Source organism: Halomonas sp. KM-1 (genome assembly GCF_000246875.1).
Taxonomy (GTDB): domain Bacteria; phylum Pseudomonadota; class Gammaproteobacteria; order Pseudomonadales; family Halomonadaceae; genus Halomonas; species Halomonas aerodenitrificans.
The window spans coordinates 80,637-93,110 of the sequence record NZ_BAEU01000154.1; the positions used below are offsets into that span (position 1 = coordinate 80,637).

The window sequence follows — 12,474 nt, forward strand, 5'->3', positions numbered from 1 at the left end:
CGTGACGGGCTCTCGATACAATGAAGCCACTTCATTGCCTTCCCCATACGGGCCGCCGTTGCCCGTCGTGAGTCCGAAATGAGCGATAAGATTCCCACGCGTGACGTGACCCCGGATCCGGTGGGGCATCATACGCCCCATGCCACGGTACAACATGCCGCAGTACAACAGGAGATGTACGCCAAGCGGCGCCATATCTACGTGCGCGAGATCAAGGGGCTGTTCCAGCGCGTGCGCCGTATCGCCAACTGGCTGTTGATGCTGGCTTTCTTCGGCCTGCCCTGGCTCACCTGGGGCGATCGCCCGCTGATCTGGTTCGATCTGCCCGGGCGAGAATTCCACATCTTCGCCGCCACCTTCTACCCGCAGGAGTTCATCCTGCTGTCGTGGCTGCTGATCATCTGCGCCTTCGGCCTGTTCTTCATCACCGTATTCGCCGGCCGCGTATGGTGCGGCTACACTTGCCCGCAGAGCGTGTGGACCTTTCTCTACATCTGGGTGGAGCACCGCCTGGAGGGTTCGCGCAACCGGCGTATCAAGCTCGACAACCAGCCGATGAACCTCGACAAGACGTGGCGCAAGACCGCCAAGCACGTCGTCTGGCTGGCCATCGCCCTGGCCACCGGCGTCACCTTCGTCGGCTATTTCACACCCATTCGCGAGCTGGTGGTGGAACTGCCCATCCTCGAGGCTCACGGCTGGTCCTATTTCTGGGTCGGCTTCTTTCTGGTCTTCACCTACCTCAACGCCGGCTGGCTGCGCGAACAGGTATGCATTTACATGTGCCCCTATGCCCGCTTCCAGTCGGTGATGTTCGACAACGACACGCTGATCGTTTCCTACGACGCATCCCGCGGCGAACCCAGGGGCTCGCGCAAGAAGAGCCTGAGCCATGCCGAGGCGCGCGCGGCCGGCCACGGCGACTGCATCGACTGCGATCTGTGCGTGCAGGTCTGCCCCACCGGCATCGACATCCGCAAGGGGCTGCAATACGAATGCATTACCTGTGCCGCCTGTATCGATGCCTGCGACAGCGTAATGGACCGCATGAACTACCCGCGCGGGCTGATTCGCTATACCACCGAGAACGCTCTGGAAGGCAAGCGCTCCCATATCCTGCGTCCCCGCCTGCTGGGTTACTTCGCCGCCCTGACGGTGATGATCGGGCTGTTCGTGTGGGCACTGGGCGACCGCATGCCGCTCAATGTCGAGGTGGAGCGCGAGCGTGGCCAGCTCTACCAGATGACCCGTGACGGGCGCATCAGCAATGTCTATACCTTGACGGTACGCAACCTCGACGACCGCGACCACACCTACCAGCTGGAGGTGAGCGGTCTACCCGGACTGGAGCTCGACACCGAGACGCTACGGGTAGCGGCCGGCACCACGCGGCTGTTTGCGGTACAGATCACCGCCGCCCCGGAGGTGCTGACACTGCCCAGCCACCCCATTCAGCTCAACCTTCGATCCCTTGACGACGAGCGCATTACGCTCGAACGCGATACCCGCTTCATCGGTGAAGCACGGAGATGACCATGACGACCCCTTCCCCCTGGTACAAGCAGTTCTGGCCGTGGTTCCTGCTCGGTCTGCTGTTCACCTCGATCTTCGGCAGCTCGACCCTGGCCGTGATGGCGATTCGCACCGCCGACGGCCTGGTGCAGGAGGATTACTACGAGCACGGCCGCGCCATCAACATGGTGCTGGCCAAGCAGCAGCGTGCCGAGGAGCTCGACCTGGTTGCCAACCTGCGTATCGATCCCATGACCAGCGACATCATCGTTCAGCTCGACGGTGCAGAGCGCCCCGAGCGACTCTACCTGAAGCTGCTCTTCCCCACCGTGGGCGACCGCGACCAGGAAATCGTGCTGGAGCACGTGCGCGATGGCCGCTACCTGGGCCAAGCGCCGGACAACCTGCGCTATCGCTGGTATCTGCAGCTTCACCCCAGCGCGGAACATCCCGAGTGGCGTCTGGTCGGCGAAGGCAGCTTCCCCAGCGACGACGAGTTCGAGCTGACGCCCGGACTGCCGTCGCGTGGTTGATCGCCTTCGCTCGCCTTGCCAAGCGCCGACATGAGCCACCCAGCCAGCGCGGCCGAAGCCGCCATCGATAGCTGCTACCACTGCGGCAGCCTGGTGCCCGCCGGGGCGCCCTGGTCGATCACGCTCGACGAGCGTGAACACCCGCTGTGCTGCCCCGGCTGCGAGGCGGTGGCCCACGCCATCGTCGACGGCGGGCTTGGCAGCTACTACCGCTTTCGCACCGAGCTGCCCGAGCGCCCCGACGAGCGCCAGGCGGTCAAGGCCGAGACCTGGGCGGTATTCGACGACCCCGGCCTGCAGCGTCAGTTCGTCCACGCCGAAGCCGACGGCGAACGCGTGTATGCCACCCTGGCGGTGGACGGCATTACCTGCGCCGCCTGCGCCTGGCTGATCGAGCACCGCCTCAACGATCTGGAGGGCGTCACCTCCAGCGCCGTCAATCTGAGCCACCATCGCGTCCGCGTGGCCTGGGACCCGGCACGCCTCAAGCTGTCGCGCATTCTCGCCGAGATGGCCGCCATCGGTTACAGCGCCCAACCCTACGAGCCGGATGCCGCCCAGCAGCGGCTGCAGTTCGAGGAGCGCATGAACATCCGCCGGCTGATCGTGGCGGCGGTGGGCATGGCTCAGGTGATGATGTTCTCCATCCCCATCTACATGGCCGCACCGGGCGAGATCAGCGCAGACTTCTACGCTCTCTTCCACTGGCTGTCGTTCGCCCTGGCCACACCGGTGGTGTTCTTCTCGGCCATGCCCTTCTTCCGCAACGCCGTGCGCGATCTGCGCACCCGCGTGCTGGGCATGGACGTCCCCGTTTCCATCGCCATCGGTGGAGCCTACCTGGCCAGCGGCTATGCGGTGATCGCCGACACCGGCGAGGTGTACTTCGACTCGGTGGCGATGTTCACTTTCTTCCTGCTATTCGGACGCTATGTGGAAGCCCGCGCGCGGCGCCGCAGCGGCCATACGGGCAACGTCATGGCCGGTGCCCTGCCGCTCTCGGCGGTGCGTCTGGAGGCCAACGGCGAGGAGCGTATCCTGCCGGCCAGCGAGCTCGTCGCCGGCGACCGGGTGATCGTCAAGCCCGGCCACGGGGTCCCCGCCGACGGCCTCATCGAAGAGGGCGAGTCGAGCCTCGATGAGTCGATGCTCACCGGTGAGTACCTGCCAGTGATCCGGCGCGTCGGCGACAGCGTCACCGGCGGCAGTCAGAACATCGAGAGCCCGCTGGTGATTCGCGTGACCCACGCCGGCAAGGACGCGCGGGTGGCCAGCATCGTCGACCTCACCGACCGCGCTTTCGCCAGCCGCCCGCGCCTGGCCCAGCTCGCCGCCCGCATGTCGCACCTGTTCGTGCTGCGTCTGCTGGTGGTGACCGTCTGCGTGACCACCGCCTGGTGGTTCATCGACCCCAGCCGCATGCTGTGGGTGATGCTCTCGGTACTGGTGGTGACCTGCCCCTGCGCTTTGGCGCTGGCCACGCCCACCGCACTCACCGCGGGGCACGGTCAGCTGCGCCGTCGAGGCATACTGATCACCCGTGCCGACGCCATCGAGTCGCTGTCCCAGGTCGACCGGGTGATCTTCGACAAGACCGGCACCCTCACCTGCGGCGAAATGCAGCTCATCGACACCCGCCCCCTCGACGGCATCACAGCCGAGCGGGCACGTACCGTCGCCGCCGCCCTGGAAGCCCATTCGGAGCACCCCATCGCCCGCGCTTTCCGTCCCTGGCGCCAGGCCACGGTGGATGCCAGCGACAGAGCCAGCCGCACCGGTCAGGGGGTCGAGGGCGTGATAGACGGCAAGCGTTGGCGCCTGGGACGCGCCGACTTCGTTGCGCCGGACCGTGTCCTGACGCCACCGGGGGAAGGCCAGTGGCTGCTGCTCGGCGAAGAGGGCGAGCCCCGCGTCTGGTTCGCCCTACGCGACAGGCTGCGCGAAGACGCGGCGGAAACCGTCGCCGAGCTGAAATCCCGCGGCATCCAGGTCGAGCTGCTCTCCGGCGATACCACTGAGGCCGTGCGCGGCATGGCCGAGCAGCTGGGCATCGAGACCTGGCAGGCCGGCGCCAGTCCGGAGGGCAAGCTGGCGCGCATTCGCGAGTGCCAGGCGGCCGGCGAGAAGGTCGCCATGATCGGCGACGGTATCAACGACGTCCCGGTGCTGGCCGGCGCCGACGTGTCGATCGCCATGAACGGCGCTACCGATCTGGCCCGCACCAGCGCCGACGCCGTGTTGCTGAGCCCGCGTCTGTTGCGTATCGTCGAAGCCATCGAGATCGCCCGCGCCACCCGGCGCATCATGCGCCAGAACATGATCTGGTCGGTGTGCTACAACTTCTCGGCGCTGCCGCTGGCCGCCATCGGTATCGTGCCGCCCTGGGTCGCGGCGCTGGGCATGTCGGGCAGCTCGCTGGTGGTGGTGGGCAATGCGCTGCGGCTCAACCGCTTCCGGCTGCGCCCTGCTCCGGTGCCGGCTTCCGAAGCACGACTGGTGAACGCATGACCATTCTGTACCTGCTCATTCCACTCTCGCTGGTTCTGCTCGGCCTGGCCGTGTGGGCCTTCTTCTGGGCGGTGAAAAACGACCAGTTCGAGGATCTGGAAGGCCCCGCCCATCGCATCCTCTTCGACGAGGACAAGAACGACCTACCCGCGGAAGAGCGCGAAAAGCGTCGTCAGGCGGCACGGCGCCAGCCAGCCGAGAAGAGTGACGACGGGCCGGCGAAGCGCTGATGGACCCGACGGGCCTCGGCCTGCCGCCACTGCTGGCGGCCTTCGTCTTCGGCCTGCTCGGTGGCGCGCACTGCATCGGCATGTGCGGCGGCATCATGAGCGCACTGACCTTCGCCGTGCCCCCCAGCATGCGCAGCCCCGCCCGGCTCTCGGGGCTGCTGCTCGGCTACAACCTGGGCCGTATCCTGAGCTACATGGTCGCCGGTGCCCTGGTCGCCTCGCTCGGCACCCTGGTGGCGCTGACGCCGGCAGCCCGCGCGGGCCTGCAGGCATTCGCCGCCATCATGCTGATTCTGATGGCGCTCTACATCGCCAACTGGTGGAAGGGTCTGCTCAGGGTGGAGGCGCTCGGCCGCCATCTCTGGCGCTACCTGGAGCCCTTCGGCAAGCGCCTGATGCCCGTAGTGAAGGTACCACAGGCCATCGCGCTCGGTGCCGTCTGGGGCTGGCTGCCGTGCGGGCTGGTCTATTCCATGCTGGCCTGGAGTCTGGCCACGGCCGATCCGCTGTTCGGCGCCTCGCTGATGGCGGCCTTCGGTCTCGGCACCCTGCCCTCGCTGCTGGTGACCGGCTTCGCCGCGCGTCAGTTGGGCGCCCTGATCCGGCACCCGGCAACCCGCGCCCTGGCCGCGCTGACCATCATCGGCTTTGCCGTGTGGCAGCTCACCATGCTGCTGCCGCTGGGTGCGCCAGGCCACTGAAGCAGCTCCTCCGACACGCTATTCTCACGCCATTTTGACGCAGCTCAACCCGGCAGTGAGAGGGTACGGCTAGCATTGTCCCTACAGTTCGTCTTGGGAGTGCCTTCATGTCCGTCCCTGCGCCATCCATGACTCGAACGATGGCCGATCCCTTCATCTGGGACGCGGCCCTGCTGCGGCGCTACGACACCCACGGGCCTCGCTATACCTCGTATCCCACCGCCCTGTCGTTCGGCTCGGACATCACCGAGCCGGACTATCAGGCAGCGCTGGCGCGCAGCAACGCCGACGGCAGGCCGCTGTCGATCTACGTGCATATCCCGTTCTGTCGCAAGGCCTGCCACTACTGCGGCTGTCACAAGGTCGCGACCAAGACCACCAAGGTGGCGGAGCCCTACATCTCTCGCCTGGACCGCGAGATGGTGCTGATCAAGCCGCATGTGGATACGCGGAGGGAAGTGGCTCAGTTGCACTGGGGCGGCGGGACGCCAACCTTCCTGAGCCTCGATCAGATGAGCGATCTTATCGACCGCCTCGACGCCCGCTTCGGCCTTTCCAGCGCCCGCGACCGCGACTATGCCATCGAGATCGACCCCCGCGAGGCCGACGTCTTCACCCTGCGCCATCTACAGGCCCTGGGCTTCAACCGCCTAAGTCTCGGCGTGCAGGATCTCGATCCCCGGGTGCAACGGGCCATCAATCGGGTCCAGCCACGCATCCTGACCGAGGCGTTGATCGATGAAGCCGACCGCCTCGGTTTTCGTTCGCTCAATCTGGATCTCATCTACGGCCTGCCCTTGCAGACCCGCGACAGCTTTGCCGCCACGCTGGAGCAGGTGATCGCCATGGCCCCGGCACGGCTATCGATCTTCAACTATGCCCACATGCCGGAGCGCTTCGCGGCCCAGCGTCACATCAACGCAGGGGACCTGCCCGCGCCCGAGGAAAAACTGGCCATGCTGCGCATCACCATCGCCATGCTGACCGAAGCAGGCTATGTGCACATCGGCATGGACCACTTCGCCAGAGCCAGCGACAGTCTTGCCATCGCGCAGCGTGAAGGCACCCTGCAGCGCAACTTCCAGGGCTACTCCAGCCATGCGCAGTGCGACCTGATCGGGCTTGGCGTGTCGGCGATCTCCTGCATGGACGACGTCTATTCGCAGAATCACGTCACTCTCGCTGCCTACGAGCAAGCGCTGGACGCCAGTCATCTGCCCACGGCGCGTGGCATTCGTCTCTCCTTCGACGATCGGGTCAGGCGGCACGCCATCGAACGACTAATGTGCGACATGGAACTCGACTTCAATGAGCTGAGCGAGACCTTCGGCATCGACGCGCCACGCTATCTGACGGACGCTCTGGCTCGCCTCGAGATGCCCCAGCGTGACGGACTGGTCGTCTGGGATGGGCCTCGCCTGATTGCCACCCCCTTGGGCCGCTTGCTGATCCGGCACCTTGCCATGGCCTTCGATGCCAGGCTGCCACGGCAGCCCGACTCTCAGCACTCCCGAATCGTTTAAGTCAGAAGATCATTTCTCAAGGTTCCGCAAGGTGTTGCGGCCAAAGGTCGCAAGGGGCATTTTACCTGCACCAATAATGTTCCATAATGCCTTAATGACAATGATCAAGGAGGTGGAGCATGCCGGTAAACGCGGCCAATGCGCTCGGCAAGCGGCGTTCACTGCTGCATGAAACTCGCTGCCAGAACTGCAGCCTGAGTTCACTGTGCCTGCCTCTCGCTCTGGAAATCGAGGACATGGAGCAGTTCGATGCCATCATTCGGCGTCGCTCTCCACTGAAGAAAGGGGAATCCCTGTTCCGCCAGGGCAGCGCCTTCAGCAGCGTCTTCGCCGTTCGCTCCGGCAGTCTCAAGCAGATCACCACCGAGGGCTCCGGTGAGGATCAGGTCACCAACTTCTATCTGCCCAGCGAGCTGGTCGGCCTCGACGGTATCGACGAGCAGACCTATCCCGGTAGCGTGATCGCACTCGAGACCACCACGGTGTGTGAGATTCCCTTCGACCGGCTCGACCATCTCTCCGAACAGCTGCCGGAGTTGCGTGGCCAGCTCTATCGCAGCATGAGCAAGGAGCTGCGCGACGATCGCAAGATGATGCGCCTGCTGTCGCGCAAGACCGCCGACCAGCGTCTGGCCAGTTTCTTCACCAGCCTGTCGGACCGCTTCCGTCGCCGCGGCTACTCGCCCTACAGCTTCCGCCTCTCCATGTCACGGGCCGATATCGGCAACTACCTGGGGCTGGCCGTAGAGACCGTGAGTCGCATTCTCGGCCGCTTCCAGCAGCAGGGGCTGGTCGAGGTGTCGGGTCGCGAAGTGAACATTCTCAATCTCGAGGCGCTGGTGGCCCAGGCCCAGGACGACCACTGAGCCCCACGACATCCGCGAGCAAACGCAAACCGCCCGGCCTAGGCCGGGCGGTTTGCGTTTGGGCGGGCTATCGGCTCAGCCGTCGTTCGACAGATCCAGGGCATCGATGCGCCGCTCCTGCATCCTGGCCTGCTTGGCCTCGAGCCCTTCGAAGTCGAACAGCTCACGGTCGGCCAGCTGCGACGGCGCCACGTTGGTCACCGCCTTGAACATGGTCTCGAGGCGCCCGGGGTTCTTGCGCTCCCACTCGGCCAGCATCTCCTTGACCACCTGGCGCTGCAGGTTGGGCTGGGAGCCGCACAGGTTGCAGGGGATGATGGGGAACTCCATCAGCCTTGCGAACTCGGCGATGTCCGCCTCGCGGCAGTAGGCCAGCGGGCGGATGACGATGTTCTTGCCATCGTCGGAGAGCAGCTTGGGCGGCATGGCCTTGAGGCTGCCGCCATAGAACATGTTGAGGAACAGCGTCTCGAGAATGTCCTCACGATGGTGGCCAAGCGCCACCTTGGTCGCGCCGATCTCCTCGGCAAAGCCGTACAGCGAGCCACGCCGCAGGCGCGAGCAGAGCGCACAGGTGGTCTTGCCTTCCGGCGTCTTCTCCTTGACCACCGAATAGGTATCGCGCTCGAGGATGTAGTATTCGACGCCGATGCGCTCGAGATACTCGGGCAGCACGTGCTCGGGGAAGCCGGGCTGCTTCTGGTCGAGATTCACCGCCACCAGCGAGAAGTTCACCGGCGCATTGCGCTGCAGGTTACGCAGAATCTCGAGCAGCGTATAGCTGTCCTTGCCCCCCGACAGGCAGACCATGACCCGGTCGCCTTCGTGGATCATGCCGTAATCGATGATCGCGTTGCCCACCTGACGCCGCAGACGCTTCTGCAGCTTGTTGAACTCGCGGCGCTGCTTGGCGTCGAGTGCAGCCAGCGGCGAACTCGCCTCGCTCACCTCGTCGCGCTGTTGACGGGTGTCGTCATCGACGGTGGTGGGATCGAAAGTCACGGCGTCTTGCATGGTCACGGGCTGCCAGGGCATGGTGAAGGATGGGTGGCAATCCTACCATCGACACCGTCCGAAGGCGACGCCGCAGCAGCGATTCAGCGGCTCATGCCTCTTGTCGTTCGGGCATTCCGGTCCGCTCCAGGCGTAGGTACATCAGCGCCGTGGTCACGGCATCGCCGAGTGCGGTATTGCGCCCCATCACCGGCACGTCCAGCGCTGCTGCCACCGTCTCGAAACGCTGGGCGCGAGGCTCGGGCTCCATGACACTGCGACGCAGTTGGCGATGATACAGCTGCGCCACGTCGATACAGGTATTGGGCAGGTCGAAGCCGAAGCGGGGGCGAATTTGACGGTTGAGGATGGCCAGGTCGAAGTCGAGCCGCCACCCCAACAGCGGCCGGTTGCCGATGAAGTCGAGCAATTTCACCAGGGCCTCATCGAGGCTCTCGCCATCGTCGAGATCGACTCCGCGCAGGCCATGCACACGAATGGAGTCGCCGGTCAGCGTGGCAGGGCGTTTCAAGCGCAGGTCGAGGGACTCGCTGGTGAGCACCCTGTCACCGCGCACCTTGACCGCCCCGATGGAGACGGGCTCGGCGGTACGCGTATCGACGCCGGTGGTTTCGCAGTCGATGGCCACCAGCTCATCCCCGGTATAGGGATGGAACAGCCAGCCGTACTCGCCGCCGGCATGACGGCGGCGGTCGTTGGCACGGCGCAGGGCGCGAAACATGGCAAACCTCCTTTTGTCCTCGGCTGTGCAACGTCCTCAGGTGTATTCGAGGTGATAGCGTTGCGACAGGCTCTGTTTGAAGTCCTTGACGATATGCAATGCCTCACGCAGCAGGTCACGCTCCAGCGACGACAACTGCTGGACCACGACCCGATCGGGGCTCTTGCCGTTGGGTTCGCCATCGAGACGCTCGAGCTGCTGTTTCAGGCGCAGTTCGGTGAACAGCGATAACGCCTCGGCGAGATCCTCGGCCACCCGCGCCTCCAGCCGTCCGTCCGCGGCCAGGGCCTCGAGCCGCTCGAGCGTCGAGGTCGGCTGGATGCGTCGCTCCAGCGCCATGGTGCGTACGCCGTGAACGATAGGAAAGATGCCGCCCTTCTTGATGTCGATCCCGTGCTGCGGCTTCTTCAGCGAGCCGAACAGGGTCAACGGGGTGGAGAAGCGCAGCGCCGTACGCGCAAAGTAGGAGAGCAGCAGCTCATCACGAGAACACTGCTCGAACAGCGACTGGCGCACGCGGTCGAGCAGCGCCGGGTTGCCGGCCACCGAGTGGGAGTCGAGCATGATGGCCAGCTTCATCAAGCTGTCGCCATCGCGCTTCTCGGCCCAGCGCGCGATGCGTTCGCGCCACTGTGAGACGCTACCCACCCACTCCGGATTGTTGACCATGATGTTGCCGGGGCAAGGCGGGTAGCCGAGCTCGATCAAGGTCTCGGTGAGACGCTGCATCTGTTCGCCCACATCCGGCCACTCGAGCCCGTCGGCGAGAATCAGGCCGTTGTCCTGATCGGTCTTGAGGATCTGCTCGCCGCGACCCTCGCTGCCCATCACCATCAGGCAGCTGTCACGGTGATAGCGCTCGTCGATGAGAAAGCCCCACGCCTTGGACATGATGCGCCCATTGAGCGCCGCCAGCAGTCCCATGGCAAAGCGCAGCTTGACGCCCTGGGCCATCAGCGCCTTGACCAGCTCGGGGGTGCGCCGGCTGGCACGGTAAAGGGCATCGAGACTGTCCGCCTGTTCCACCTGCAGGCTCACCACGTAGCTGCGGCTGGAGAAATAGCTGAGCACGTCGGTGAGCTCGACCACGCCGATGGGACGCTCCTGCTCCATGACCACGACCCGCTCCACCTTGAAGCGGGTCATCATGACCAGCACTTCGAACAGGTACTGGCCGGGACTTACCGTCACCAGCTCGAAGTTGGCAATGGCCTGCAGCGGGCTCTCCTTCTCCAGCCCCTTCAACACCAGTGCATTGAGCAGATCGGTCTTGGTCACCATGCCGGCACCGCCGGGGCCTTCCACCAACAGGCTGTCGGCATGGCTCTCATGCAATCTCGACACCGCCTCTGCGATGGTGGTCTCGGCAGACATGCACAGCGGCGGGCGCATGCACTCGCTGACCCGGGCCAGCATGAAGCCGGCCATGGTCACACCGCCTTCGGCGCGCTGCTCGGTCAGCAGCCGGGCCTTGTGTGCCAGGGTCTGGCGGAAAAATTCGGCAAAGGCCGGGCAGTCGTCGCACAGCTGCAGGAACAGCGCCTTGGGCAGCAGATAGCAGAGACTCTCCTGCTCGGCGCGAAAACGATAGCGGCTCTTGCCGTTGAGAATGCTGATGGCACCGAAAAGATCGCCCGCCGTGTAGTGGCCGATGCGCTCACGCGCGCCGGGCTGGGTGGCATCCAGCTCCGCCACTTCCCCCTTGTGAATGAGGAAGACGTACTCTCCCGGCTGGCCGGTCTCGAGAATGATCTCGTCGCGGTCGAAATAGGCCAGGTCGATGCCATGACGGATGCGCTCCCGCCCCGCCTCATCAAGAAAGGAGAAAGGTGGTTGGGAAAGATCGACATCGACCATCTCGTTACCCCCGTGGTGCGGCCACCATGCCTCGGTTCATCGCGAATACCGGGAGCGCCGGGCAGCGACACCGGCAGCCGAGCGAGCCCGCAGGGAAATCTGGCAGCCCGGTCGTTTTACGAGATACTCCCGGACTTTTTCCTACACGTCCCTGTCGCTTCCAACAACAATAGCAGCGCTGCTTTCCTTCGAAGCCTTGGCAGAAGCACTGCTTGCATCCTCGAGGCAGGATAACAGCCCCAAGATTTAGGAGATAACCTAGACCAACGTCCAAAGAACTCTTTTCCAGAACGTCTGCACCACTTGAAGAGGAAGACACCCCCTAAACCAAACAGCTAATAGACAAAAGTTCAATGCTAGACAATCGTCCTATCACTGACTCCTCAGCCACCTGAAAACATGACAACAGACAAACACAAACCACTGAAAATAAAGAAAAATTACAAACACCCTTCTATTACAATTTACTCATGATACCAAAGTCTGGGATTTTATTTTTTGAGTTTATTGACCAGTATTGCTCATGAGTCATACAGGGTGATCGCACCTGGATAACGCGACTCGACTAATGGATAACCGGTCGTAGCGGGAAGCGCGGATGTACGCAGGGAGCAAGGGATCCTCGGGCGCCGACAGGCCTTCGTTCATGCACCCGATTCGACTCGCTCAGTGCAACCCCCTGATGAAATATGGCATCTCTCTGTGCGACTTCCCCAACCTTTAACAACAAGTGGAGAGCATCACTATGGCAGATGACAAGATCAATGCTGCTGAATACTGGAAGGCAAACGTACGCCTCATAACCGGATGCATGATCGTCTGGGCGTTCGTTTCCTACGGCTGCGCCATGCTGTTTCGGCCCCTGCTCTCGGGGATACCGATCGGCGGCACCGACCTCGGGTTCTGGTTCGCTCAGCAGGGCTCCATTCTCACCTTTATCGGCCTGATCTTCTTCTATGCCTGGAAGATGAACAAGCTCGACCAGAAGTTCGGCCTGGGGGAGTAAACC

At 63.9% G+C, this 12,474-nt stretch carries 11 protein-coding genes; 8 read left to right on the top strand and 3 right to left on the bottom strand.

From position 1 onward, the window contains the following. Nucleotides 1-78 precede the first annotated feature (78 nt). The 7 genes from ccoG (at nt 79) to fnr (ending at nt 7,873) form a co-directional block, all read left to right on the top strand. Nucleotides 79-1,533, top strand: a complete 1,455-nt coding sequence (gene ccoG / locus B8115_RS20250) for a cytochrome c oxidase accessory protein CcoG (protein WP_010629680.1) — start codon at nt 79-81, stop codon at nt 1,531-1,533. Beyond that, nucleotides 1,530-2,045 carry a FixH family protein gene (locus B8115_RS20255; RefSeq protein WP_010629681.1) on the top strand — a complete coding sequence of 172 codons (516 nt, stop codon included), beginning with the start codon at nt 1,530-1,532 and terminating at the stop codon, nt 2,043-2,045. Before ccoG ends, B8115_RS20255 begins: the two co-directional genes overlap by 4 nt. Before the next feature lie 30 nt (nt 2,046-2,075). Next, on the top strand, nt 2,076-4,553 hold the full coding sequence (locus tag B8115_RS20260; RefSeq protein WP_010629682.1) for a heavy metal translocating P-type ATPase: 2,478 nt from the start codon (nt 2,076-2,078) through the stop codon (nt 4,551-4,553). Continuing rightward, nucleotides 4,550-4,783: a cbb3-type cytochrome oxidase assembly protein CcoS gene (gene ccoS / locus B8115_RS20265; RefSeq protein ID WP_010629683.1), complete on the top strand. Its 234-nt coding sequence runs from the start codon at nt 4,550-4,552 to the stop codon at nt 4,781-4,783. The genes B8115_RS20260 and ccoS overlap by 4 nt, the downstream gene beginning before the upstream one ends. Continuing rightward, a complete protein-coding gene (locus B8115_RS20270; RefSeq protein WP_010629684.1) occupies nt 4,783-5,484 on the top strand; it encodes a sulfite exporter TauE/SafE family protein in 702 nt (233 codons plus the stop codon). Before ccoS ends, B8115_RS20270 begins: the two co-directional genes overlap by 1 nt. Before the next feature lie 140 nt (nt 5,485-5,624). Further along, on the top strand, nt 5,625-7,007 hold the full coding sequence (gene hemN / locus B8115_RS20275) for an oxygen-independent coproporphyrinogen III oxidase (protein WP_010629685.1): 1,383 nt from the start codon (nt 5,625-5,627) through the stop codon (nt 7,005-7,007). Nucleotides 7,008-7,126: 119 nt separating this feature from the next. Next, nucleotides 7,127-7,873 carry a fumarate/nitrate reduction transcriptional regulator Fnr gene (gene fnr / locus B8115_RS20280; protein WP_010629686.1) on the top strand — a complete coding sequence of 249 codons (747 nt, stop codon included), beginning with the start codon at nt 7,127-7,129 and terminating at the stop codon, nt 7,871-7,873. A 75-nt stretch (nt 7,874-7,948) separates the two neighbouring features. Here the strand turns inward: fnr and ttcA are convergent, their stop codons facing one another. From ttcA to B8115_RS20295, 3 genes are all read right to left on the bottom strand, one after another. Continuing rightward, complete coding sequence (gene ttcA, locus B8115_RS20285) at nt 7,949-8,887, bottom strand: tRNA 2-thiocytidine(32) synthetase TtcA (RefSeq protein ID WP_035591770.1); 939 nt, start codon at nt 8,885-8,887, stop codon at nt 7,949-7,951. A gap of 91 nt (nt 8,888-8,978) precedes the next feature. Further along, nucleotides 8,979-9,608, bottom strand: a complete 630-nt coding sequence (locus tag B8115_RS20290; protein WP_010629688.1) for a 3'-5' exonuclease — start codon at nt 9,606-9,608, stop codon at nt 8,979-8,981. A 36-nt stretch (nt 9,609-9,644) separates the two neighbouring features. After that, on the bottom strand, nt 9,645-11,465 hold the full coding sequence (locus B8115_RS20295; RefSeq protein WP_010629689.1) for a DUF294 nucleotidyltransferase-like domain-containing protein: 1,821 nt from the start codon (nt 11,463-11,465) through the stop codon (nt 9,645-9,647). A gap of 745 nt (nt 11,466-12,210) precedes the next feature. Between B8115_RS20295 and B8115_RS20300 the strand changes: the two genes are divergently transcribed. After that, nucleotides 12,211-12,471 (top strand): DUF4212 domain-containing protein, encoded by a 261-nt coding sequence (locus B8115_RS20300; protein ID WP_010629690.1) that lies wholly within the window; start codon nt 12,211-12,213, stop codon nt 12,469-12,471. The last annotated feature ends 3 nt before the right edge of the window (nt 12,472-12,474 follow it).